20 protein-coding genes are annotated in these 26026 nt (G+C 51.0%); 12 read left to right on the top strand and 8 right to left on the bottom strand.

The window, feature by feature from the left end:
* Window positions 1–4 precede the first annotated feature (4 nt).
* The 3 genes from QUF18_RS02535 (at window position 5) to dld (ending at window position 3879) form a co-directional block, all read left to right on the top strand.
* Window positions 5–1576: a GMC family oxidoreductase gene (locus tag QUF18_RS02535; RefSeq protein ID WP_289384956.1), complete on the top strand. Its 1572-nt coding sequence runs from the start codon at window positions 5–7 to the stop codon at window positions 1574–1576.
* A 156-nt stretch (window positions 1577–1732) separates the two neighbouring features.
* On the top strand, window positions 1733–2128 hold the full coding sequence (locus QUF18_RS02530) for a c-type cytochrome (protein ID WP_289384954.1): 396 nt from the start codon (window positions 1733–1735) through the stop codon (window positions 2126–2128).
* A gap of 8 nt (window positions 2129–2136) precedes the next feature.
* Window positions 2137–3879: a D-lactate dehydrogenase gene (gene dld, locus QUF18_RS02525; RefSeq protein ID WP_289384952.1), complete on the top strand. Its 1743-nt coding sequence runs from the start codon at window positions 2137–2139 to the stop codon at window positions 3877–3879.
* Between the two features lie 40 nt (window positions 3880–3919).
* Here dld and QUF18_RS02520 read toward each other — a convergent pair whose 3' ends face one another.
* The gene (locus QUF18_RS02520) at window positions 3920–6961 is read right to left on the bottom strand and encodes an aminotransferase class III-fold pyridoxal phosphate-dependent enzyme (protein ID WP_289384950.1); all 3042 of its coding nucleotides are present in this window, start codon (window positions 6959–6961) and stop codon (window positions 3920–3922) included.
* A 77-nt stretch (window positions 6962–7038) separates the two neighbouring features.
* Here QUF18_RS02520 and QUF18_RS02515 point away from each other — a divergent pair, with 77 nt between their 5' ends.
* Together QUF18_RS02515 and QUF18_RS02510 are read left to right on the top strand one after the other, a co-directional pair.
* Window positions 7039–7596: an Lrp/AsnC family transcriptional regulator gene (locus QUF18_RS02515; RefSeq protein ID WP_289384948.1), complete on the top strand. Its 558-nt coding sequence runs from the start codon at window positions 7039–7041 to the stop codon at window positions 7594–7596.
* A gap of 137 nt (window positions 7597–7733) precedes the next feature.
* A complete protein-coding gene (locus tag QUF18_RS02510) occupies window positions 7734–8681 on the top strand; it encodes an XdhC family protein (RefSeq protein ID WP_289384946.1) in 948 nt (315 codons plus the stop codon).
* An 11-nt stretch (window positions 8682–8692) separates the two neighbouring features.
* Here QUF18_RS02510 and QUF18_RS02505 read toward each other — a convergent pair whose 3' ends face one another.
* Window positions 8693–9364, bottom strand: coding sequence for an HAD-IA family hydrolase (locus QUF18_RS02505; protein ID WP_289384944.1), 672 nt, complete (start codon window positions 9362–9364; stop codon window positions 8693–8695).
* Window positions 9365–10189: 825 nt separating this feature from the next.
* Here QUF18_RS02505 and QUF18_RS02500 point away from each other — a divergent pair.
* Window positions 10190–10357, top strand: a complete 168-nt coding sequence (locus QUF18_RS02500) for a hypothetical protein (protein ID WP_289384942.1) — start codon at window positions 10190–10192, stop codon at window positions 10355–10357.
* 221 nt (window positions 10358–10578) lie between these two features.
* Here the strand turns inward: QUF18_RS02500 and QUF18_RS02495 are convergent, their stop codons facing one another.
* Together QUF18_RS02495 and QUF18_RS02490 are read right to left on the bottom strand one after the other, a co-directional pair.
* A complete protein-coding gene (locus tag QUF18_RS02495) occupies window positions 10579–11964 on the bottom strand; it encodes a pyridoxal-phosphate dependent enzyme (RefSeq protein WP_289384940.1) in 1386 nt (461 codons plus the stop codon).
* Between the two features lie 393 nt (window positions 11965–12357).
* Window positions 12358–13029, bottom strand: coding sequence for a hypothetical protein (locus tag QUF18_RS02490; protein ID WP_289384938.1), 672 nt, complete (start codon window positions 13027–13029; stop codon window positions 12358–12360).
* On the opposite strand from QUF18_RS02490, the gene QUF18_RS02485 reads away from it, so the two are divergent.
* The 3 genes from QUF18_RS02485 (at window position 12971) to QUF18_RS02475 (ending at window position 17661) form a co-directional block, all read left to right on the top strand.
* Window positions 12971–14716, top strand: a complete 1746-nt coding sequence (locus QUF18_RS02485; protein ID WP_289384936.1) for a long-chain-fatty-acid--CoA ligase — start codon at window positions 12971–12973, stop codon at window positions 14714–14716. The genes QUF18_RS02490 and QUF18_RS02485 overlap by 59 nt on opposite strands.
* Before the next feature lie 368 nt (window positions 14717–15084).
* Window positions 15085–17142 (top strand): DUF4344 domain-containing metallopeptidase, encoded by a 2058-nt coding sequence (locus QUF18_RS02480; RefSeq protein ID WP_289384934.1) that lies wholly within the window; start codon window positions 15085–15087, stop codon window positions 17140–17142.
* Between the two features lie 114 nt (window positions 17143–17256).
* Window positions 17257–17661 (top strand): hypothetical protein, encoded by a 405-nt coding sequence (locus tag QUF18_RS02475; protein ID WP_289384932.1) that lies wholly within the window; start codon window positions 17257–17259, stop codon window positions 17659–17661.
* A 50-nt stretch (window positions 17662–17711) separates the two neighbouring features.
* Here QUF18_RS02475 and QUF18_RS02470 read toward each other — a convergent pair whose 3' ends face one another.
* The 3 genes from QUF18_RS02470 to pgi form a co-directional block, all read right to left on the bottom strand.
* A complete protein-coding gene (locus tag QUF18_RS02470; protein WP_289384930.1) occupies window positions 17712–18452 on the bottom strand; it encodes an HAD family hydrolase in 741 nt (246 codons plus the stop codon).
* Window positions 18452–19513 carry a succinylglutamate desuccinylase/aspartoacylase family protein gene (locus QUF18_RS02465; RefSeq protein WP_289384929.1) on the bottom strand — a complete coding sequence of 354 codons (1062 nt, stop codon included), beginning with the start codon at window positions 19511–19513 and terminating at the stop codon, window positions 18452–18454. The genes QUF18_RS02470 and QUF18_RS02465 overlap by 1 nt, the downstream gene beginning before the upstream one ends.
* A 227-nt stretch (window positions 19514–19740) precedes the next feature.
* Window positions 19741–21387: a glucose-6-phosphate isomerase gene (gene pgi, locus QUF18_RS02460; protein WP_289384928.1), complete on the bottom strand. Its 1647-nt coding sequence runs from the start codon at window positions 21385–21387 to the stop codon at window positions 19741–19743.
* A 326-nt stretch (window positions 21388–21713) separates the two neighbouring features.
* Here pgi and QUF18_RS02455 point away from each other — a divergent pair, with 326 nt between their 5' ends.
* From QUF18_RS02455 to preA, 3 genes are all read left to right on the top strand, one after another.
* Window positions 21714–22184, top strand: a complete 471-nt coding sequence (locus QUF18_RS02455) for an SRPBCC family protein (protein WP_289384926.1) — start codon at window positions 21714–21716, stop codon at window positions 22182–22184.
* 329 nt (window positions 22185–22513) lie between these two features.
* A complete protein-coding gene (locus tag QUF18_RS02450; RefSeq protein WP_353074476.1) occupies window positions 22514–24013 on the top strand; it encodes an NAD(P)-dependent oxidoreductase in 1500 nt (499 codons plus the stop codon).
* Between the two features lies 1 nt (window position 24014).
* Window positions 24015–25343 (top strand): NAD-dependent dihydropyrimidine dehydrogenase subunit PreA, encoded by a 1329-nt coding sequence (gene preA, locus QUF18_RS02445; protein ID WP_289384924.1) that lies wholly within the window; start codon window positions 24015–24017, stop codon window positions 25341–25343.
* An 86-nt stretch (window positions 25344–25429) separates the two neighbouring features.
* On the opposite strand, the gene QUF18_RS02440 is transcribed toward preA, so the two are convergent.
* Window positions 25430–26017 carry a TetR family transcriptional regulator C-terminal domain-containing protein gene (locus QUF18_RS02440; protein WP_289386102.1) on the bottom strand — a complete coding sequence of 196 codons (588 nt, stop codon included), beginning with the start codon at window positions 26015–26017 and terminating at the stop codon, window positions 25430–25432.
* Window positions 26018–26026 lie beyond the last annotated feature (9 nt).

Raw genomic sequence — 26026 nt, 5'->3', positions numbered from 1 at the left:
AACTATGGCAGCTCCTTATAAACTAACCGATGACCATGTGGTCGTTATTATCGGCTCCGGTGCCGGTGGCGGCACATTGGGTAATGAACTGGCGCAGAAGGGCATTGATGTTGTCATTCTGGAAGCAGGTCAACGCCATGAGTATGAAGACTTTATCAATGATGAATGGGACAGTTTTGCCCAGCTTTCATGGGGCGACAACCGCACCAGCAGCGGTGGCTGGCGCTTAACAAAAGATTTTCCGAACCTGCCTGCATGGATTGTAAAAGCTGTTGGCGGCACAACAACACACTGGGCTGGTGCATCGCTTCGCTTTCAGGAACATGAATTCAAAACCCTGAGCCATTACGGCAAGATTGAGGGTGCCAACCTGCTGGACTGGCCGATTACCTATCAGGATTTAGAGCCTTATTATGCTCGTGCCGAAGACAAAATGGGCGTAACCAATACCAATGGGATTAAACCTCTGCCCGGTAATAATAACTTCAAAGTCATGAAGGCCGGCGCCGATAAGCTCGGCTATAAAGAATGCCATACCGGCAATATGGCGATCAACTCTGCCGAGCGTGATGACCGCATGGCCTGCCAGCAAACCGGCTTTTGCTTTCAGGGCTGCAAATGGGGTGCCAAATGGTCAACCCTTTATACGGAAATTCCGAAAGGTGAAGCCACCGGCAAACTCGAAGTGCGTGATAATGCCCATGTTGTCAAAATCGAACATGACAAAGACGGCAAAGTTACCGGCGTTACCTATGCGGATAAAGAAGGCAACCTGCACACACAGAAAGCCCGTATCATTGCCGTTGCCGGTAATTCGATTGAAAGTCCGCGCCTGCTACTAAACTCGGCTTCCTCCCTGTTTCCGGATGGTCTTGCCAATTCCTCCGGTCAGGTCGGAAAAAACTATATGCGCCACACCACCGGTTCCGTCTATGGCGTGTTTGAAAATCCGGTTCGCATGTATCGCGGCACCACTATGGCAGGCATTATCCGTGATGAAGCCCGCCACGATCCGTCACGCGGTTTTGTCGGCGGTTATGAACTGGAAACCCTGTCGCTGGGGATTCCCTTTATGGCAGCATTCCTTAATCCGGGTGGCTGGGGACGGTCTTTTGCAGCCGCTATGGATGATTATCCGAATATGGCGGGCATGTGGATTGTCGGCGAAGATCTGCCTCAGGAGCAAAATGCCGTTAAACTGCATGGCGAATTGAAAGATCAATATGGCATGCCGATACCTGATGTATGGTTCACGGATCATGCCAATGACATCGCTATGCGTAATCATGCTTACAAACAGGGAGAAGCGCTCTATAAAGCTGTCGGCGCAACCAAGGCCTTCCCGACGCCGCCTTATCCTTCCACCCATAATCTGGGTACCAACCGGATGAGTGCAAAAGCACAGGACGGCGTGGTGAACAAACATGGCCAGAGCCATGATATTAAAAACCTGTTTATTTCGGATGGCAGCCAGTTCACCACATCAGCGGCAGAAAATCCGACACTGACCATCGTATCTCTGGCGATCAGACAGGCCGAATATATTGCAGCTGAAATGGCTGCAGGAAATATCTGACGTAAACTAAGATGTTTCCTCTGCACAGCTTTGTCGCAGCGACGCTAATGCCAGCGCCGTTGCGGCAGAATTCATTTAAAACCACAGAACAGAGCAGTTCCATTGACGACTGCGTTACCGGAAATGCTTTAACTGCGGTTTAAAAAAGGTATGACTATGCGTAGTGCAATAAAAACTCTTATCGGCCTTGCTGTTCTCTCAGGCTTTGCTCTCATCCAACCTGCCCATGCGGAAGGTGATGCCGACAAAGGTAAAAAAGTCTTCGCAAAATGCATGGCCTGCCACACAATTGAAGATGAGAAAAACCGCGTTGGCCCGCATCTGGTGAATATTCTCGGCCGTAAGACCGCAACGGTTGACAGTTTTAAATATTCTCCGGCCATGACCAAAGCCGGTGAAGACGGTATGGTTTGGGACGAAGCAACACTGACCTCTTATCTCACAGCACCGAAGCAGTTCATTCCGGGCAATAAAATGATCTTTGTCGGCCTGAAAAAGCCGGAAGATATCAGTGATCTCATTGCCTATATCCGTTCCAAATCCGCAGAATAAGCAGTCCCATGAAGCCCAGCACAACCGCCTCCGCCCCGCAGAAACTGATCAATGATCTGCGTTCTGTCGTCGGCAGAAAACACATTCTGACATCTGCCCGCGCCACAGAGCGGTATCGCAAAGGGTTTCGCAGTGGCGAAGGGGCAGCTGTGGCAGTGGTGTTTCCGGCAAGCCTTATAGAACAATGGCGGATATTGCAGGTTTGCGTGAAACATGGTGCGGCAATCATTTTTCAGGCCGCGAATACCGGCCTGACAGAAGGCTCCACCCCAAGCGGTTATGATTATGACCGGCCTGTGGTGCTAGTCAGCACTTTACGGATGAACCGTATTGATTTGATCAATGACGCGAAACAGATTATCAGCCTGCCCGGTGCAACGCTGTATCAGCTGGAAAAACTGCTCAAACCCCACAACCGTCTGCCGCATTCCGTCATCGGTTCATCCTGTATTGGTGCGTCAATTATCGGCGGCATCAGCAATAATTCCGGCGGTTCACTGGTCAAACGTGGCCCTGCCTATACGGAACTGGCGCTCTATGCCCGCCTTGATGAACAAGGTGAATTACATCTGATCAATGAACTTGGCATTGATCTCGGCAATACACCGGAAGAAATTCTGACACGGCTGGACAAAGGTGATTATATTCAGGATGATATCCGCAATAATGCAGATGCAGTTGCCCATGATGATGATTATGCCGCTCGTGTGCGTGGTGTGGAAGAAGACAGCCCTGCCCGTTTCAATGCTGATCCGCGTCGTCTGAAAAACGCCTCCGGTTGCGCAGGCAAACTCGCGGTTTTTGCCGTGCGGCTGGATACATTTGCACCGGAAGGCGAAGAGCAAAGTTTCTATATTGGCACGAATAATCCGCAAATCCTCACCGAAATCCGGCGACACATTCTGCAAAATTTTGACGATCTTCCCGTAGCTGGTGAATATATGCATCGTGAAGCTTTTGCTGTAACCCGCATTTACGGCAAAGATACATTTGTCATGATCGACAAGCTCGGCACAGAATTCATGCCGCGCTTTTTTACGCTCAAAGGCCGGATTGATGCTTTCACCAACCGCTTGCCGTTTTTACCTTCGCCACTCACCGACCGGATTTTGCAAAAACTGATGCGGCTTTGGCCGGAAGTATTGCCAAAACGCCTGCTGGATTATCACGAAAAATATGAACATCATCTGATGCTGAAAATGTCCGGCAAGGGTGTGCAGGAAGCGCGGGATTACTTAAGCAGCCTGTTTACAAAGGCTGAAAATACACGAAGCGGAAACTGGTTCACCTGCACGGCAGAAGAGGGCAAGAAAGCATTTCTACACCGCTTTGCAGCCGCCGGTGCCGCTATCCGCTATGCGACTGTGCATGGTAAAGATGCGGAAGATATGGTCGCGCTGGATATTGCCTTGCCGCGCAGCACACAAGACTGGTTTGAAGTTCTGCCGGACGATCTGGAGCAGCAATGCCTGTCAAAACTCTATTACGGGCATTTCTTCTGCCATGTTTTCCATCAGGATTATGTGGTGAAAAAGGGTTTTGATGCCAAGGTATTCAAGCATGATCTGCTGGGATTGATAAGCGCACGTGGCGCAGAATATCCTGCCGAGCATAATGTCGGTCATCTTTATGAAGCCAAACCGGAACAGGCTGCATTCTATAAAAAACTTGATCCGACCAACAGTTTCAATCCGGGGATCGGTAAAGCTTCGAAACTCAGATTCTATGGCTGTCAGTGTAATGACTGCTAAAGCAAAAGGCCGGTGAGTTTCACCGGCCTTCTTGTTTAACTTACTTCTTCGTCACTTCTGCGAAAGCCTCATCCAGCACATTAAGCAGATAATCGGCATTGGCCTTGCTGAAGATCATTGGTGGACGCATTTTCAGCACATTATCAAACGGGCCTTCTGTGCCCATCAGAATACCGCGACGGCGGGCGACATTACACACGGCGCGCGCAATATTGGTTGCCGGTTCTTTGGTATAACGGTCATTGACCAGCTCAATACCAAGGAACAGGCCGAGGCCGCGCACATCGCCGATCACTTCATAACGGTTCTGCATCTCACGGAAAGAATCCATCAGATAATTGCCCATTGTCAGTGCATTGCCGCGCAGGTTCTGGCTCTCAATCACATCCAGAACAGCAAGACCAACGGCACAGGACACCGGATTGCCGCCGAATGTGTTGAAATATTCCATGCCATTGTTGAAGCTGTCTGCGATTTCACGGGTGGTGACCATTGCTGCCATCGGATGACCGTCACCAATCGGCTTGCCCATCGTCACGATATCCGGTGTAACGCCTTGCGTTTCAAACGCCCACCAATGGCTGCCGACACGGCCGAAACCGACCTGCACCTCATCGGCAATACAAATACCACCGGCATCGCGGATCATCTTGTAAACTTCCTTGAGGTAGCCATCCGGCATAAAGACCTGACCGGCAACACTCGGAATGGATTCCGCGATAAAGAAGCCCGGCCCTTCGCCCTTTGCCTGCATCAGCGTGATCTGTTCGGCCACACTTTCCGCATAGAGCTTGGCGTGATCTTCCGGTGACCAGTCTTTCGGTGCACGATAGCTGTCCGGCACTTTCGCCACATAAACATGCGGCTTGGCACCCTTGCCACCCTTGCGGTTGAATTTATACGGACTGATATCAATCAGCTCCTGTGTGGTGCCATGATAGGACCAGTCGAGTACAACCGCATTTTCGCGTCCTGTATGCACGCGCATCATGCGCAGTGCCAGACTATTGGCTTCCGAACCGCTATTGGTGAAACCGGCAACAGTGAGATTATCCGGCAAGGTCGCCGTCAGACACTCGGCATAGGCAACGATATTATCATGCAGATAGCGGGTATTGGTGTTGAGCGTTGAGGCCTGTTTTGCCATTGCTTCCACGACTGCCGGATGAGCATGGCCGATATGGCAGACATTGTTGAAGCAGTCGAGATAGGCGCGGCCTTTATGGTCAATCAGCCAGACGCCGTCGCCACGCACAAATTTGATTGGATCTTCATAGGAGATCGACAAGTTCGGCAGCAGCATCTCGCGGCGCATAGCCACGATTTCTTCCTTGCTGCGCCCGGACTGCTGATAGAACTCTTCGGCCATACCGGCATAGTTGCGCGCATCAGGAAACAGTTCTGCCCAGACATCCAGATAGGCTTCTTCACCCACACCGATAATATCCATCGCAGTCAGGCGGGTATCCGTGCAAATCTGCAAATGCAGATGCGGTGCCCAATGACCATTTTCGGTTTCATCGCCCATCACGGCAACAAGATCACCAGCTTTCAGAACATCCCCCGCTCTAAGGCGATTACCCGCCTCATGCGCCAGATGCCCCCAGAGCGAGATGAATGGCGCACAGCCCTCGGGGCGATGTTCCAGAGTAATCAGGCAGCCATAACCCAACGGATCCGGCTCAATATCCACGCTGCGGACAATCGCATCAAGCGGTGTATAAAGCGGCGTGCCGGAAGCCATGAACAGATCAAGCCCTAAGTGATAGGTGCGGCGCTTGTCCTTGACCAGCTTGGATTCAAACATTGTACCGGCATAAACAGTGCGTTCTTCCCCCCACGGGCCGATGCCAAGTTCCGAGCCGGTAACAGCGCAATGCTCTTCCCACATTGCCTGCGCAATAACCGGCTGTTCTTCTGCCGACTTGATGGTCATCGGATGGGTCGGATCGCCGTAAGGCACCAGTTCTGCCGGATATGAGGCCACCGGTTTATCCAGCAATGGCAAGAGTTTTGAGCGGTTATTTTTCAGCCAGCTGACTGTTGCCGAGGCACCGGAAACTGCATCAAAGCCGCAGGCCTTGCGCAAGATAGCTGTTGCAAACAGTGGTTCCATCCGGTCGAGCTTGCGCAGAAAATCCCATGCCGGTTTTTCACTGATCGCCAGATACGGATTATCTGCAGTTTCTGCATGGCGTGATGCGGAAATCGTGACAGAGGTAACAAGACGCATGGCGATGAGATCATAGAGCAGATTCAACTCTTCTTCACGCAGCGGGTAGTGTTTGTGAAAGCCTTTTGCGATAGCAGCGGCGGCACTAATTGGCGCATCATGATCCAGCCCGGCATAGGCAGCAGCAATCGCCACTTCCGCAATCACTGGCGTATAAAGCGCATCCCCGAAATCAATCAGACCGGCAATCACATCATGGTTGCTGTCTTCAACCAGCACATTCCAGTCATTAGCATCATTATGGATTACACCCGAGCGCAGCGTGCCGAGCTTTGGCACGACCTGTGTTTCAAAACGGCTGATGAAACGCTCAAGCAAAGCGCGATCATCGGCATTTTTAACAAAATGCAACCGGTCATTGGAACGGCCGGCCTTGGTAATATCCCAGTCGAGATCACGCAGTGCACCGCCATGCATGAAGCCCTGCAAGGCGGCATCAAACTGGCCGAGCAATTCGCCCAAACCTTCCAACGCCTGCAATGAGCGGGAGGATTCTGCCAGCGGCAAGCCATCAACCCAGCCAACCAGACGGATATTATGCACATCACCATTGACCGAAAGCGTATTGGCAAGGCTGTCACCTTTCAGCGTTGGCACAATATGCGGCACCGGAAGATGACCGGCATGATCGCGAATATGCCCCAGCAAAGCAGTCTGAAAACGGCTTTCAACAACCGGCTCCGATGCATTGATAATCTTCAGAATGAAGATTTTTCCATCTGCCGTGGTCACTTTGAAATTCTGATCGCGTTCACTATTGAGCGGCGACAGGTCACCGCTCAGACCATAATGTGTCTGAAGCAGAGAAGCGGCATCGGTAAGTGAAAACTGCGGTGCGGTATCAAGCATGGCTGTTCCGTTCTGTCTGCCTGTTTTTGAGACAGGCGTTGCATCTGTATTTCCACAGATTTGCACAGCGTAAAAAGATGCGCATCAGACAAAGTGCCGGTTGCACCGGCACTTTGTTTCAAGTAACCGTCACTTTGCCGGTCGCACTTTTCACCATCAGGATCGTGCCGTTTCAGAGAGGGCCAAAGGGGGGAATGATGCAGGATATTGACACAACGGATCAGAAAATCCTGACCATTCTGTCGCAGGAAGCCCGCATTCCGATGAAGACCCTTGCAGCGCGTGTTGGTCTGTCCCGCAGCGCCACCAGCGAGCGCGTTGCCCGTCTTGAAAAGAACGGCGTGATCCGTGGCTACCGTGCCGATATCGGCCTGCTGGATGATGCAGCTTTGCAGGCTTTTCTGATGATTACGCTGAAACGCACACCGAGCATTTCCATTCTCGACATTCTTGCCGGATTTCCGGCCGTGCGCAAAGTCTCTTCTGTGAGCGGCCAGCTTGATCTGGTGGTTGAAGTAGAAGTACCTTCCATCAATGCTCTGAACGAAATCCGCAATAAAATTGCAGAAATCGAAAATGTGGAAGATCTGACAACCAGTATCGTGCTGCGCCGCGAAATCCTGCGCGATAAATAAAATTTGATAGAGCGGTTCCAGTTAAAAACGAAACATTCAAACCGCTCTATCTATTTGTTTTTACGCATTATCCCACGCAAAACCGCTTCACACTCTTGCTGGAAATGCTTTAACGCCCTGACAAGGAGATACCCTCCATGGAAAACCATGCCACCACCCCGCTGCATCATGCACAAAACTGGTTTGAACAAGGGCGTAAACTGGCTCTGGTGACAGTTCTTTCCGTCTGGGGCTCTGCTCCACGCCCTGCGGGCAGCCATCTGATCTGTGACAATCAGGGTAATTTTGAAGGCTCAGTCTCCGGCGGCTGCATTGAAGCGGAAGTGATTGCTCAAGCCGTTGAAGTGCTAACAAAGGGACAAGCGCGTGATTTGTCTTTTGGTATCAGCGATGAAACGGCATGGTCTGCGGGATTATCCTGCGGCGGCACGATCCGGTTGCTGATTGCGCCCTATGATGCAGCGATACATGACGTGGTGATACAAATCGTACAGGCGCAGATTACACGTCAGCGCATTACCAGCCATACGGATTTAACAACCGGACAAATCGCGCTGATCCCTGCACCGGATAATGCCAGGATCACACAACTGGACGAGAGCGGATTTATTCAGACTTACCGGCCGCAACCCCATATTATGGTGATCGGTGCTGTTCATATCGCTCAGGCGCTGGCACAAATGGCTCGAATAACCGGCTACGATCTGAGCATAATTGATCCGCGCAGCGGTTTTGCGACAGCGGAACGCTTTCCGTCCGTCAATTTACATGAAATTTGGCCGGAGGAATTTTTCAAAACCAATCAACCGGATAGTTTTACGGCCATTGTCGCGCTCAGCCATATTCCGCATCTCGACGATCCGGCGCTCAATGCCGCGCTGAAAAGCGATTGCTTCTATATCGGCGCTTTAGGCAGTCGTAAAACTCATGCCAAACGTCTGGAGCGTTTAACCGCAACTGGTTTTGAGGCAGGAACTTTAGAGCGCATCTGCGCGCCAATCGGCCTTGCGATCAGCGCACAGGAACCGGCAGAAATTGCCATAGCTATTTTGGCAGAGATTATTCAGGCCTATCGCAAGGCCTGACTAATAAGCTTTTAGCCAACACTAAGACGCAAACGCCCGTCGCTATCCTGCATCAGACCCAAATTAGTAAAATCACGAAAGTCTACATTACCACCGGTCACCGGATGGCTGTGCGTTTCAGTAATAACCACGACCTGCGCATCTGCCGCCTGCCCTGCTGCAATACCGGCTGGCGCATCTTCAAACACCAGACAATCGGCAGCATCAAAGCCAAGACGCTGTGCGCCCAGACGATAGCCGGACGGGTCAGGTTTACCGGCTGTAACATCCTCAGCCACGACAATCGTTTCCGGCACCGGAAGACCGGCGGCGGCCAAACGGGCTTCCGCCAGTTCACGCGGCGCTGAGGTGACAATTGTCCAACGGTCTGCAGGCAGGCTGGCTATAAAATCTTTTGCACCGGCAATAGCGCGGATACCGGCGAAGTCCTGCATTTCTTCAGCAAGAAACACTGCTGCAATCGCGTCCGGATCAAGATGCGGCATGTTCAGCATTTTGATCACATCAACAACGCGGATACCATGCACCTGTTTCAGCAATTCCTGTCCGTCAATGCCGTGCTCAGCTGCCCATTCCAGCCAAATCCGCTCCACAACCGGAATGGAATTGACCAGAGTACCGTCCATATCAAACAGAAAACCGGAATAGGAATTCAGAAATACCGAACTATCGCGCTGCTTCACTTTTATATCCTTCATAGGCAATGAACAAATGGCAGGGAGTAAACAGATTTGACCGTCAGATCGCAAACAAAGCTCTGTCAGCAACATCAGATCAGGCAGTGCACTCTTACACTGCATTGACCAAAATCAAACAGGGCTCAGCAAAAATTCAAACAAAATTGAATATGCTTTCGTCTGAAAGACAGAGAGCACCGCAATATCAAAAAAGTCTCGGGAGAAAAGAAAAAGGCCGCGCGGGGGAGGAGATGCGCGGCCTGATCATGGATGCGGCTGGGAGGAGGAGTGCCGCATTCCGTCATCGGGCTCAATTGGGAGGAGGAGAACGAACCCGATGGACAGACATATAACGGCAGATAAAAAAACCGACAATAAACAATAATGCATAACAGTTATGCAGCATTGCAAGGCAGCCATCCGTCTTATGGATTCCATCACGATCATGGGATCAAAGAAGTCATGTGCGCTGCAGCAAAGTGCGTGTGATTTGCCCGACTCAACAGACACCGATTTTGCTTAAATTTGTCGGGTTATCTCAACGACAATCCATACAGAAATCTCATATTTTTCGAGACATTCAGCATTTATTGAAATTACAGATACTTCAGAATCTACAGTATAAAAGAAAAATTTATAAATATCATAGACTTAAATTAAAAAAATCAATCAGATTCTGTAGAAAATATTTCAAAATTCAAATTCAAACTCACAACAAGATAGCTAATACCATCATTTTCGTGCAATTCAAATCTTTTTATATTCAGTATTGCAGTATTTCACATTCGGATCATAATAAATTCATTAAGACTATATCGGAGGAGACCTGCAATGTATGATGGTGTACCCGCTCTTTGGCAAAAGCCTGCCGATCAGATGAAAAACCGCACAGATGAAGCGGCATTTGTTTTTCTCGGGATCTTTCTTGCCGGTCTGGCTGTTCCCGCCGCATTTCTTATCTGGGCAATCTCAACAAGCCTGATTGCAGCTTTAGGCTAAGAAATACCGGAAACAAACTCAGTTCAAATAAGCATTTTCCGGCAGTTGGATCTCCACAACAACGCCAAGAAAAGATGAGCTTAGCGCTGCTCTTGTACTTCCGGTACACAACTGTACCGTCATCGTATGAATATGCGGCTTGCATTAAGCTGATACTGACCGGAAAAAGCTGAAACGGCCATATGCACCTTGCAGCATATGGCCGTTTTTTTTATGCCTGTTTAACCCGTGTAACGCAGATGATTAATCAGATCGATGCGCGTAATCAGGCCGATAAAGTCATCACCGTCAACAATCAATGCCACTTCATCCCTGTCGAAAAAACTCTGCAATGCACTCAAAGGCGCATCAACCTGCAACACACGTGGCTGCGCTGTCATGGCCGTAGAGACCTGTGCGGCAAAGCGCGACCAGCGCCCTTCCGGCGGTCCTTCGACCACTTTCAGAATGTCACTTTCATCAATAATGCCAACAAGCTTGCCACCATCCAGCACCGGCAATTGCGATACTGCATTGCGCCGCATCCGTCCGTAAGCATCCAGCAGATTTTCATCCGGTGCGGTCACCTCTACCGCACCATCCTGATGACGCCGCGAAATCAGATCCTCCAGATTGCCCTGAGTAATGCGCTCCGACAAATGCCGCTCACGCAGCCAGTTATCATCAAATATCTTCGATAAATATTTGGAACCGCTGTCGCAAATCAGTGTCACAACATTTTTGGGCTCAGTCTGTTCACGGCAATAATGCAGTGCCGCCGCCAGCAAGGTACCGGATGATGTTCCGGCTAAAATCCCCTCACGCAACAATAAATCACGGGCAGCCTGAATGGATTGCCGGTCGGAGATCGTATAGGCACGACTGACAAAAGAAAGATCAGCATTCTCAGGAATGTAATCCTGCCCAATCCCCTCAACAGACCATTCTCCTGCCTGCCCAATCCGCCCTGTCCTGATAAAAGGCGCTAGCACTGACCCTTCTGGATCAGCCAGAATAATCTGGGTTTGCGGAGAGACAGCGCGAAAATAACGACCAAGTCCGGTCAGTGTTCCACCGGAACCGGCACCGACAATCACGGCATCGACTGCATGATCTGTCTGCTCCCAAATCTCCGGTCCCGTTGTTGTCTCGTGTGCCTGCGGATTTGCCGGATTGGAGAATTGGTCGGCAAAAAATGCCTCCGGTATTTCCTCGGCAATACGGCGCGCCACATTCTGATAATGATCAGGATGGTCTTTCCCCACATCACAGCGGGTCAGCCGGACATCCGCTCCCAATGCGCGTAAATGCCGGATTTTCTCTTTTGACATTTTATCGGGAATAGCGAGAATCAAGTGATAACCACGCAGAGCAGCGACCTGCGCCAGCCCAAGGCCGGTATTACCGGCGGTGGCCTCCACGATCGTACCGCCAGCGCGCAATTGACCAGATTGTTCGGCCGCAGAAATAATACTGAGTGCAACCCGGTCTTTAATGGAACCAGACGGATTTTGGCTCTCCAGCTTTGCAAATAACCGGCACTTCCCTGTATCAAACCCACTGAGTTCAACGAGAGGTGTGCGGCCAATAAGTTGTAAAACGGACGGAAATACATTTGCAAATCGCATTGCTATGGGCTCCTTTACAGCTCATAATGCTGTGTAAGACCCGATATATCTGCGATTTTATCAAGTCAGTCACTTTGATTAAAGTTCATATATGCATAGTGTTTTATCACTAGAGCGGCGTGTGCCAGACTTGGCAAACAAAGATAGCTCTAACACAGTAAAATCAGAGCATAATTCTTTGCTTAACTGATCCAAATTTAAGGGATTACGCTCTAAATCAGAAGACATATTATTTTAGCACAACGCAATTAAACTGAGATTTTTTACTTTTATAGGGGGCTTACAGGTTTGTTGTTTCACACAATGACTTCGACAGGAATAATATTGCCAGCAACACATTATAAGACAGCAGGCAGTTCTTTGCCTTACAGCATTACATTTATTACCTGCGGTTTAAGCAAATACACAGCCTGATAAAAAATTTACGTTTACGTCAATGGAAACCTTGTGCCGGATGTTGATATCGGCATAATCTTGTTTAAGTTGTTGGCAGAGCGGTCTTAGCGAGGAAGACCGGTAAACCGGAAACATTCCGGTGGCATATGCCGACACAACAGGAATTCTGGGAGGCAGAATGACACGTTCAAGTGATGCGAATGCCAAAACCGCTGCACCAAAAAGCGCAGTTAAGAAAACCGCGACAGCAACGGCAAAACCTGCCGCTGCAAAACTGGTTAAAGAAACGGCTGTAAAGAGTACTCCGGCTACAAAAACCACGAAGACTACCGTTAAAAAAGAAACAGCTCCGGTTGTAGCCGTGAAGTCTGGGGTGGCAGAGGTCGCAACAAAGGCGGCTGCTACGGTCAAGAAATCTCCGGCTAAAAAGACTGTCAAAACGCAAGCGACTGATAAGCCTGTCGTTGCGTTAAAAGAAGCGAAAAAGCCTGCAAAAGCAGCAACAGCAAAACCGGCGGAAAAAGCTAAAGCTACTGCCGCAAAGCCGGTGAAAGCGGCAAAGCCAAAATCTGCACCTGAAACTGCCAGCGTTAAACCGGCAACCAAAGCCGTGAGTGCGGAGAAGAAAAAGCCTGTATCCGCAACAAAAGCTACAGCACCAGCAGCCAAATCGGTTGTCACTGTCAGCCCTTATGATGCAAAACCATGGCTCAACAGTTATCCGCAAGGGGTAGCCCACACGCTGGAGCCGTCTCCCTATCAGTCGATTGCGGATTTGATCCACACCTCCTGCAAGAAATATGCAGACCGCCCTGCTTTCACCTGCATGGACAAATCCCTGTCTTATCGGGAACTGGATGAAAAATCCGAAGCACTGGCTGCATGGCTGCAATCACGCGGACTGGTTAAAGGCGACCGCGTTGCCGTGATGATGCCGAATGTACTGCAATATCCTGTAGCAATTACTGCAATTTTACGTGCCGGTCTGGTGGTTGTAAACGTCAACCCGCTCTACACACCGCGCGAGCTCGAACATCAGCTGAATGATGCCGGTGCTAAAGCGATCATCATTCTTGAGAATTTTGCCCATACACTGCAAAAAGTCCTGCCGAACTCTCCTGTCAAGCATGTGCTGGTCGCCACCATGGGCGATATGTACGGGCTCAAAGGCGCAGTGATCAATTTCGTTGTGCGTCGTGTCAAGAAGATGGTGCCTGCATGGAATATTCCGGCATATAGCAGCTTCAAATCCGCACTGGCTGCGGGTGCAAAACAGAGTTTCAAACCGGTCAGCATTGCACCTGATGATCTGGCCTTCCTGCAATATACCGGCGGCACAACCGGCATCTCCAAGGGTGCCATGTTGATGCATAGCAATATTATTGCCAATGTGGAGCAGATGCGCCTGTGGCTCGACGTTGCATTTCAGGTCAAGGGTCGCCCTGAAAACATCAATTATGTCTGCGCTTTACCACTCTATCATATCTTCGCGCTGACCGTGAATGCGATGATGGGTATCCAGCAAGGTGCGTGCAATGTGCTGATCCCTAACCCGCGTGATATTCCGGCTTTTGTAAAAGACCTGCAAAAAGCGCCGTTCCATATTTTCCCCGGACTCAATACCTTGTTCAATGCCCTGATGGAAAATGCGGATTTCCGTAAACTTGATTTCAAACCGCTGATCTTCACTCTTGGCGGCGGTATGGCCGTTCAACGACCTGTAGCTGAGCGCTGGGAGAAAATGACCGGATGCCTGATTACAGAAGGCTATGGTCTGTCTGAAACCTCGCCGGTTGCCACCGCCAATGTGCTCAATGCCACGGAATTTTCAGGCACAATCGGCCTGCCGATTCCCGGTTCTGACGTCGCGATCCGCGATGATGATGGCCATAATGTACCACTGGGGGATGTAGGTGAGATTTGTGTTCGCGGCCCTCAGGTCATGAAAGGCTATTGGAACCGGCCGGACGAAACCTCCAAAGCCGTTTTCGCTGACAGCTTCTTCCGGACTGGTGATATGGGCTTCATGAATGAACGCGGTTTCACCAAAATTGTTGACCGCAAAAAAGATATGATCCTTGTCTCCGGCTTCAATGTCTATCCGAATGAGATTGAAGAAGTTGCTGCCGAACATCCGGGAGTGGTGGAAGCGGCAGCCATCGGCATCGCCAATGAACATTCCGGCGAGGTGGTCAAACTCTATGTTGTACGTCGCGATCCGGAACTGACAGAAGAGGCCTTGAAAGCTTTCTGTTCTGAGCGCCTAACCAATTATAAACGTCCGCGTATGATTGAGTTCCGTGACAGTCTGCCGAAAAGCAATGTCGGTAAGATTCTGCGCCGCGAATTGCGGTAACCTATCTTATCTCCGATAGCTGTCATCGAGATAAGCCATTTCTGTAAACGAATGCCGGTAAAACCTGTTTTGCCGGCATTCGAGCGCAGCGCCCCATCAGGCGCACTAAGGTTGAGCATGTAACTTCGGAAATATGTTTCCGATGAGCAACACTGAACGCCTGTCAATCACCTTCCGGTCTCGCTGCTGCAATTAAACCGAGGCAAATTAACAAATATCCGGATATTACTATCTTTCTGTATAGCGAAATTTATTTTAAAAACGGGAACCGGTTTCGTCCAAAACAGCATCTGAGCAATAAGGCAAAGCGGTTGTTCTGCTTCACTTGATAAGAAGCCCCCCGAAATTGAGATAACAGGAAAATAGAAATGTTCTTACGCGGCGCTGCTGTCTTCGTTTCTCTGGTGCTTTTGGGGTCTTCTGCACATGCAGAGTTTGAAAAACAGCTTGGCCCGCTCGCGGATACGGTAAAAAGCCAGCTCCTCAAAGGCTGGAATGCAAAACAGCAGGACGGCTGGTTCATGCTGCAAAATTTCACAGTCAGCCAAAGTGAGCAATCGCTTTCGGTACATGTCGGTGTGCCGCCGGAATCCGGCCGTATCACCAGCGCAGCACTTGGGGTTTATTCTGATAAGCCCAATGCCTCGGTCGGCGTTACCCTCAGTAATCGCGCCCAAAAGAGCATTTGCCTTCTGGAGATTTCAGCCAATAAAACAGTTAACCTGTTTTGTACTGAGGGCGAAAAACGTCACAATATTGCGTCCGTTCCTAATCTCGCCAAACTTGACGGCTCAGATATCGTAAAAATTATCGAAGTACCGGGCGCTGCCCGTTTCCTCTTCAATGACCAGAAAGTCGGTGAGATCAGCGACATCCCTGCTCTCGGTTCTGAAATCGGTATCATGGCTTATGATATCGGTACATTTGCGATTACCGGCTTTAATATTGATTCCAATCTGAACACACAATTACCGCCTCGCACAGAGACCGGCGGCACCGCTCAAACCACACCGGCTTCCGGTTCCGGTTCTGGTTCTGGTTCTGGCGTGGATAACTCCACGCCAGGTGCAGGGCCACTGCCTGAATTTGGCAATGACACAGTGCGTCTGATTTCCGTTTATATGGGGTTGGTACAAAGTATCCTGATGCATGAATTCGGTCATGCTCTGATTGGTGAATTGCAATTACCGTCCACCGGCCCTGAAGAAGATGCCGTTGATGTTTATGCTGCATTACAAATTGTCGAGCCGACAATGTATCCGGACAGCAATAAAGAAGTGAATGACATTGCCAACGGCGCTGCCACTTACGCCGCTCTGCAATGGTATTACAGCGGCAAATTGTCAGAAATGAAAGGCGCAGGCTCCTCCCCTTGGCAGGATGAACATACCGCAGATCTTAAACGCTTCCGCAACATGTTCTGCATCATGTATGGCGGCAATCCGGGCGTGTTTGAATCCGTTGCCCAAAGCGTGGGACTGGAAGAACGTACCAAAGCCCGCTGTGGTGATGAGTTTAACAAGCAAAACCGTGCATGGCGCCGGATTTTAGCGCCGCATACCCGTGTCGATTCATGGCATCCGGATGGTGAACTGCCTGCAAATGCGCCCGGCGCTGAAATTAGCATCGCCTTTGAGCCATCGCAGAGACGCGTCGGTAATCTTTTGGCAAACCACCTCTCAGGCGGCCTTAAAGGCTATATCAAGCGCCTTGGTCAAACTTATGTATTGCCCCGCCCGCTGCAGATCACCTTTAAAGATTGTGGCCAGCTCAATGCATGGTACAGCCCGAGCGAAGGTTCTGTTACCATGTGCTATGATCTGATTGAGCATCTGGCCGTGATGATCTCTGACATTGAGATGAAAACCGTCGGCGGCAATATAGCGGCGCCCGAAACCGGCACAACACCTGTTGCCACCACAGGCGGCAATGATACCGGCAGCGCCCCTCCTGCCCAAACGACAGCGCCCGCAACCGGCCGCTTTGATGAACTGGAAGAACTGGGGATTCCTTCGACAGTTCGGTTATTCCCCGCTCCTTATAAAGGCGCAACACCGAATTATATCAAAAAAGCAAAAGTGATTAAAACCGTTGATCTGGTTGACCTGCTGAAGACCGAGAAAAACGTTATTCTCATCGATACCAGCGGCTCACGGGAAACGCTGCCGGAGGCTTATTCTTTGGCCGATGCCGGTACGGATGGCAGTACGACAGACCGCTTCCAAACCGCTCTTGATCAATGGCTGATGGACAAAACCAAAGGGCAACGCGATTTTGCCGTGGTGTTTTTCGGCCAGAGCATGAATGAACGCTCGTCCTATAATGCGGCTCTGCGAACAAGCACTCTGGGCTGGCCTACCTATTGGTATCGCGGGGGACTTGAGGCTTGGATTGCCAACGGACTGCCAACGGTGCAGCTCAAATGATTAGAGCGCCGTGTGCAAGACTTGGTACGCTAAGGTCGCTCTAACACACTAAAATTATGCTCTAAGCTATCGCATTCTATGCCGGATGAGGCTGACAACCAGGAATACAGCAATATGAACAGAAACAACCGAAGCCGATTGAGTAAGCTGGCATCCGCAGCGGCTCTGCTCTGCCCGTTACTGATTAGTAACAATGGTTTTGCGCAGGAAAAGTCGATTGATTCATATTATGCAAGACTGAGTAAGCAGGATCATTTCAACTCATCAGGCAATCCCCTGACAAAGGTGGAAGGAATTATCCAGCAAGATCGTGCCAATGTTTATGCATTGGGTCGCCGCGACCATGAAGATAATCTCGATTACTTTTTCGCCATTAAAGAAAACCGCGCTTTGATCGGCACATTGATTGCCAATAGCCGTATCAGCGATGAAGCAAGTGCTGCGATTATTAACGGCACCCCGCTGGTTTTCGTACAGATTTATAAAGGCTACATAACAATCAAGGTTATGCCTGAATAAAATAAAAGGCCGGTGCAATTACCGGCCTTTATCATTTTTGATCTCAGAAATTATTTCCCGGCCAGATAAGCCGGCAAATCCGCGATAGATGGCAAAACAATATCCGCCAGCGGTTCCAGTACCTCACGCGGGCTGTTTCCTGTGAGCACACCGACGGCCAGACCGGCCTTAGCCGCTCTGGCACATTCCATATCATGCGGATTGTCGCCAACCATGGCCACCTGCTCCGGTGCTACGCCAACCGCCTCCGCAAAATGCAACAGCGGATCGGCATAAGGCTTGGCGCGCGCTGCCGTGTCATAGCCAATAAAACCGGAGAACAGACTGCTGATCCCCAAAGCTTCTGCCGTTGCACGGGCACCGGCCTCGGAATCATTGGTGGCAATGCCTAAGATAAAACCGGCCTGTTTCAGTGCCTGCAATGTCTGGCTCAGGGCTTCAACGGCAACAGCCTGTTTTGCACCTTCTTCAACGCCGTAAACATCATATTCCGCTACGCGTGCGCGGCGCTGTGCATCCGTATCCTGCGGATGCCAGAGCGCAACAATATCTTCAACTGTACCGGCGGCAATCACAGAATTCGCGCGGAATTTTTCCGCCCCCGCATCATAACCACCGGCATCCAGCAGGGATTTTGCAAGCACATCATCACCGGCAGCAGAGCGTCTGGCCAGTTCACAGGAAATGGAATACCAGGTCCTGTTGAAATCAACCAGCGTGCCATCCTTGTCAAAAAGAATAGCACGGATTGCTTTTTCAGAGCCGGACGGCACTGCTACAGTTTCAGACATTATGCCTCCAGTGAACCGGCAGGTTTAGCTTGGACTGACGGCTCATCACCGATCAGCTTCATCACATCATCACCGCGGCGCAAATAGCGCAAACTGCGATGCGTTAAAACGCGTCCGGCCTGCGGTGCGTATAGTTTAATATCATATTCCGGCTCGCCCGGAACGGGCACAATCACAGCCAAAAGGTCGTCTTTTTTAACAATATCGCCTAGTGCCACATGATACAGCACCATACCGCCTTGCGGTGCACGGATCATTTCCACGCGGGAGAAAGGTGCAATCGGCCCGTTGAACGGTTCACCCAACTGACTGGAAGCATCAACCACAACGCCGCGATGCACGAGGAAGCGGTAAAGCCCTTCTGCATCAGCCAGACCGGTTGCCGGATTAACATCATTGAGACCGCGGAATTCAACCGTTGTCACAGCGCGGCGGCGCATGTCGCGATCCGTCGCTTTCATGTGCAGCAGCGGATTAACGCAAGCTTCTTCAAAAGCAGCACTGACAGTTGAATCACCCGCAAGAATGGCCGTTGAACGCAGCGCCGTTGCCAGATCGCGCAGATCTTCCGCATAATCCTCATGCACATAGAGATAATTTTCGCTCTCATCATCACAATGCAGATCGAGCACGATCTCATGCTTCAACGCCAGACGAACCAGCATCGCCTTGATGCGTTTATCCAGTGAAACCGGTGCATCAGGCTGCGGCAATGCAGACGTGTCAAAATCTTCGAGCAACGGGAAATTGCGGTTGAAATTCACACCGGAGAAAAAGTCGAACCGGCCGAGATGCTGATGGCTCTGCCACTGATTGGAAGCCACCGGATTGGCCTGCGGCACAAGCGTGATATCACCTTTAATCCGTCCTTCATCAGCAGCTTTTTGCAACATCGGAATCAGAAAATGCAGCGCCGCCTGCCCCGGCAATTCAGCACCATGCAAAGACGATTGCAAATATGCCGTTGGCGCTGTTGCGTTTGTCCCGGCAAACCGCAGGACGCGCATTTCCACCTGAATGCCCGGCACATCACCGGCAAACTGTATCCGATCCGTTTTCATTGCTGCTCCACCCAAACTCTTCCATTACGCCGCAGCCATAGGCTCCGGCCATCATTACAAGATTTATCTCTGATAAGTTCTGTATCGCTGCTGCCCTCACAACACGCGACCATTGCTTCAATCTCAGCACTGAACACCAATCCCAATAAATTGTCACGCACTTCCAAACGAAATAAGCAAAAACAAAGGGATAGAACAAAACTAGTCTTCGGAGAAAGTCGGAAACCTCAGAGAGACTGGCGCAGATGCGCGATCAGACCTTGTGTTGAGGCATCGCGATTATCAGCGCTCTGTTTACCGCTCACCACATCCAGCAATTCGGTTGCCAGCTCTTTGCCAAGCTCAACGCCCCACTGATCAAATGCATTGATACCGAAGAGTTGTGCTTCAACAAAAACACGATGCTCATACAGGGCAATCAGACGGCCAAGCGCAAAAGGTGTCAGCTTGTCATAGATAATCGTAATCGACGGACGATTACCGGAGAACACGCGATGCGGAGCAATCCGTGCCACATCTGCTTCCGGCATTTTGCGCGCACGCAACTGTGCCTGCGCCTCCTCCAGCGTGCGGCCTTTCATCAGAGCCTCGCTCTGGGCCAGACAATTGGCCAGCAACATCTGGTGCTGCTCCGGTAGTTCCGTTTCATGGCTATGCACAGCAATCATGAATTCCAACGGAATCGTATCTGTGCCCTGATGCAACAGCTGGAAAAATGCATGCTGACCATTGGTGCCGGGTTCGCCCCAGACCACAGGACCGGTTGCGCCAGAAACCGGCGTGCCATCACGCTTCACGCTTTTGCCATTGGATTCCATGTCCAGCTGCTGGAAATAAGCAGGCAGACGCGCCAGATGCTGATCGTAAGGAATAATCGCACGGCTGTTAAAGCCGCAAATATCACGGTGCCAATAACCGATCACACCCAGCATCATCGGCAGGTTTTTCTCAAATGGTGCTGAGCGGAAATGCTCGTCCATAACATGCGCACCGGCAAGAAATTCTTTAAAACGCTGTGCGCCAATCGCCAACATCACAGGCAGACCGATGGATGACCAGACGGAATAGCGACCGCCGACCCAATCCCAGAAACCGAAAACACGTTCCGGCTGAATACCAAAAGCCGCCACCTTATCAAGCGCCGTGGATACCGCCACAAAATGAGCGCCGACGGCCTCCTCACCCAAAGCATCCGCCACCCATTGACGGGCGGTTTTAGCATTGGTCATGGTCTCAATCGTGGTGAAGGTTTTCGACGCAATAATGATCAGCGTGGTTTCCGGATCAAGATCACGCAGCGTATCGGCAATATGCGACGGATCAATATTGGAAACAAAATGCGTATTCGGCCCGTCATGATAAGGCGTGAGTGCCAGCGTTGCCATCACTGGTCCGAGATCAGAGCCGCCGATACCAATATTGACCACATCTGTAATACTGCGCCCTGTTGCGCCCGCCAAATCACCGGAACGAATTGCCTCACTGAAAAGGCTCATACGGTGCAGAACCTCCTGCACCTCCGGCACCACATTTTCCCCGCCGGTGACAATCACATCATCCGGTTTTGCGCGCAGAGCTACATGCAGAACGGCGCGATTCTCTGTGTTATTAATCGGCTCACCGGCAAACATTGCATCGCGCTGCCCTTCAACATCGCATGCCACAGCCAGCTCTTTGAGCAATGCCATTGTCTCATCATTGATCCGGCATTTTGACCAGTCGAGCAAAAGATCATCCATTTTAAGGGAAAACCGCTGAAATCGCTGCGGGTCATTAGCAAAAGCTGTACGCATATTCTGCTGCGTGGCTACTGTCTGCCAATGCGCTTTCAGTGCACGCACACCTGCTGCAATACCCGCTTCATTCCCTGCCATGCTAATCTCTCCCTAGAGCATAATTCCATAAACTTGGATCAGTTTAAGGTGAAATTATGCTCTGATTTTAAACTGTTAGAGCGACCTTTGTGTGCCAAGCATGGCACACGGCGCTCTAATGAGGAATAACCGCTTCTCAAGTCACAACCTATAACACTATAATTATGAACCGATTGAAGTGTTTTAAGGGCATGATAAATAAAAACAAAATTCAGTCGTTGTTTTCTTGTGATTAAAACCGATATCATGATCAGGAATGCAGTCTGCACTTAATTCTGCCTGTACTGCAAGCCCCCTCGGCAAGAGGGAAAATTTAAAGGATAAATATGGATCTGACCGGTGAAGAACGCATCAATGCGCCCAGACAAGCCGTATGGAATGCCATGAATGATGTGGACATGCTCAAGCCCTGTATTCCGGGCTGCGAGACACTGGAACGCCTCTCCGATACCGATATTCAGGCGGCAATACGGGTTAATCTCGGCATTATCAAAATTCGTTTTCACGGCTTGCTGATCCTCTCCAATCTTAACCCACCGTTTTCCTACACCATCAGCGGTGAAGGTCAGGGCTCTATTGCCGGATTTGCCACGGGCAGCGCCGATGTGGAACTGATCGAAGAAAGCCCTGATGTTACGCTCCTGCGCTACACTATTAACGGTGATGCAGGCGGCAAGATTGCCCAGCTCGGCACCAAATTGCTTGGCAATGCAGCGCGCAAAATCGCTGACCGCTTTTTCGCCAGTATCGGAGAAGAAGCAGCAAAAACAGTCCGGCAGGATAACTCTATTTTATGAGTATTATTGTCATATTTTGACCATCTGATAAAAAATTTGACCTTCCGTAAAAATCTGTCATGCTGAAGTCACAGCAGCAAAAAAGCATGCGTACAAAAAATGCTTTGCTCTGACAGATTGCGGAACCGGCGTTTAATAAGGGAACCACGCCGCTTCCCCACCATGCAGCAATGAATCATGCGGAGCGCATATCACATGCGTTCTGAGACAGCTTTGCATAACCGGATTTGTCTGCACATATTCGTAGAACATCCGGCGACTCTGACATCATGTTTTTAGTGCATTCTCGCGAACACAATTTGCGAAATGCCCGGGAGGAGTGAAAGGGCATGAGTGACCATAACGGGAAACCGGCTATGACCCGCAGTGCGGATACAACCGCACCGGATATCAGACCCAATCGTCTGAATGACTATCAGGATATATTTGCAGATCTGCATCCGCCGCTCGACAAGCATGAGGCATTGGTCGAGGCTGACCGCTGCTATTTCTGTTATGATGCGCCATGCATGACAGCCTGTCCGACGCATATTGATATTCCGCAATTTATCCGCCAGATCGCCGGCGGCAACCCGCAAGGCGCTGCCCGCACTATTCTGAGCGAGAATATTCTCGGCGGCATGTGCGCCCGCGTCTGCCCGACGGAAACCCTGTGCGAAGAAGCCTGTGTGCGTGAGGCTGCTGAAGGCAAGCCGGTACGTATCGGGCTCTTGCAACGCCATGCCACCGATCATCTGATGGACAGCGGTGTTCATCCTTTCACCCGTGCGCCGGTTACCGGTAAAAGCGTGGCTGTTGTCGGTGCGGGACCTGCCGGTCTTGCCTGTGCCCATGCACTGGCACGCGACGGCCATACGGTCACAATTTTTGAAGCCCGCCCGAAAGGCGGCGGCCTCAATGAATATGGCATCGCTTCCTATAAAAGTGTCGATAATTTCGCCGCCCGTGAACTGGAATTCATCCTGAAAATTGGTGGCATCACCATTGAGACCGGCAAAGCGCTGGGCAAAGACATCCAGCTGGATGCATTACGTTCCGGTTATGATGCCGTGTTTCTGGGGCTTGGCCTTGGCGGCACAAACCGTCTGCATATTGCCGGTGAAGATGCAGACAACGTGCTGGATGCCGTGCGCACCATTGCCGAATTACGTCAAAGCTCCGACCTCTCCCGCATGAATATCGGCAATGACATTGTCGTCATTGGCGGTGGTATGACTGCTATTGATATTGCTGTGCAGATCAAACGGCTAGGTGCGGAGAATGTAACGCTGGCCTATCGTCGTGGCCGTGAACATATGAATGCCAGCCTCTATGAACAGCAACTGGCACAGATTGAAGGTGTGGTAATCCGCGACAATCTGCAACCGGAAGAAATCCTGCTCAACGATCAGGGACAAGCCATAGCCATCCGCCTCGCCCAGACCGAGCAACGTGACGGCAAACTGGTTGCAACCGGTGTCACACTCACAGTGCCAGCCGATCAGATTTACAAGGCCATCGGACAAAAGCTTGACGGTCAAGGCCTTGGTGCCAGTGGCATAGAAATGAGCGGCGGAAGGATTAAAACCGACGCTGAAAACCGCACCAGTGTGCAGGGCATCTGGGCTGGCGGCGACTGTGTGGCGGGTGGTCAGGATTTGACTGTTTCCTCCGTGCAGGACGGCAAAATCGCAGCACAATCCATCCATCAGCATCTGATGCAGTTGCCGGAAGCCGTCAGCGGTTTTGCTGAGGCTGTTCTGGCAGCCAATCGCAAGGATTTGCCAAGTCTCTGGCCGCAAACTCAGCCCATCCACACCCACGCGACCTCTCCGGCAAAGGATCACTGACATGGCTGATCTGACCACAAACTTTCTCGGTATCCGTTCCCCTAATCCATTCTGGCTGGCCTCTGCGCCGCCAACCGACAAAGCCTATAATGTCGAGCGCGCTTTTAAAGCGGGCTGGGGTGGCGTTGTCTGGAAAACACTAGGGGCTGAAGGCCCGCCAGTCGTTAATGTCAACGGCCCGCGCTATGGTGCCATCTGGGGCGCAGACCGTAGACTGCTCGGCTTCAACAATATTGAGCTGATTACCGACCGCTCGCTGGAAATTAACCTGCGTGAAATGAAAGAGGTCAAAAGCCGCTGGCCTGACCGTGCACTGATTGCCTCCATCATGGTGCCTTGCGAGGAAGAGGCATGGAAAGCCATTCTGCCACGGGTTGAGGAAACCGGCGCCGATGGAATTGAACTGAATTTCGGTTGTCCGCACGGTATGAGCGAGCGCGGCATGGGTGCCGCCGTCGGTCAGGTGCCGGAATATGTGGCCATGGTGGTGAAATGGTGCAAACAATATAGCCGCATGCCAGTGATCACCAAGCTCACCCCGAATATCAGCGATATCCGTATGCCTGCACGGGCTGCCAAACATGCCGGTACCGATGCCGTGTCGCTGATCAATACCATCAACTCCATCGTCTCCATTGATCTCGATGATTTTGCCCCGCAACCAAGTATTGACGGACGCGGTTCCCACGGCGGCTATTGCGGCCCTGCGGTCAAACCGATTGCGCTCAATATGGTGGCAGAAATTGCCCGCGATCCGGAAACGCGTGGTCTGCCAATGTCCGGTATCGGCGGCATCACCACTTGGCGCGATGCAGCGGAATATATTTCGCTCGGCTGCGGCACAGTGCAGGTCTGCACAGCGGCCATGACCTATGGCTTCAAGGTTGTGCAGGAGATGATCGACGGTCTGTCCGACTGGATGGACAGCAAAGGCTATCATTCACTGGATGATTTCCGTGGTCTGGCTGCCCCGCAGGTCACCGACTGGCAATATCTCAACCTCAATTACACCACCAAAGCGCGGATCGATCAGGATGCCTGCATCAAGTGCGGCCGTTGCCACATTGTCTGCGAGGATACATCCCATCAGGCGATCACATCCATGGTGGACGGCGCGCGCCATTTTGAGGTGATTGATGAGGAATGCGTCGGCTGCAATCTCTGTGTGAGCGTCTGCCCTGTACAGGATTGTATTACCATGGAGCAGGTTTCCGGCATTGATCCGCGCATCAAAGAGCCGATCAGCCCTGATTATGCCAATTGGACGACCCATCCGAACAATCCGATGGCAAGACACAAACAAGCTGCGGAATCGGAGCGGATAAGGTGACAAGACAGGCAGTCATCTCAGCGCATAATACGGATAGCGGCAGCAATCTTTCTGCCGCTATTCGCCACCGCTCAGCTCCTGCCTGCTTAACGTGGACGGATACCATTGAGCAGAATGGCACTTACAGCCTGTACCGTGTTCTCACAGCAATCCGGCGCATCAAATTTCTCACCAAGCACGGCGCGCAATTGTGTTTCAAAATCGGAGTAATGCTGGGTCGTAGCCCAGATCGTAAAAATCAGATGATGCGGATCGGTTTTAGCCAGTCTGCCCTCATCCATCCATTGCCCGATCACCGTAGCTTTCTCATCCACCAACCTGCGCATATCCTCTTGCAGAAAAGTACCGATCGCCGGTGCGCCATGCATAATTTCATTGGCAAACAGGCGCGATGCAGCGGGATTGCGGAACGCCATTTCAATCTTGTTACGGATATACGCACCAAGTTCTTCCAGCGGCTCACCCTGCGGGTCAATCGCCTGCATCGAAGCCAGCCATTCTTCCATCGTCTGCTGCAAAACAGTGGAATAAATATCTTCCTTGCGGCGGAAATAATACAGAAGATTAGGCTTGGACATGCCCGATTTCAACGCAATCTGATCGATGGTAGAGCCGCGAAAACCATAGGTAGAAAACACATCCAGTGCGGCATCCAGAATGAGTTTGCGGTTCATTTCCTGAAT

Origin of the sequence: Pseudochrobactrum kiredjianiae (genome assembly GCF_030362795.1) — a bacterium.
Classification (GTDB): domain Bacteria; phylum Pseudomonadota; class Alphaproteobacteria; order Rhizobiales; family Rhizobiaceae; genus Pseudochrobactrum; species Pseudochrobactrum kiredjianiae.
Note: the sequence above shows the minus strand (reverse complement) of the source record. Positions and strands in the feature narration are given on the sequence as shown.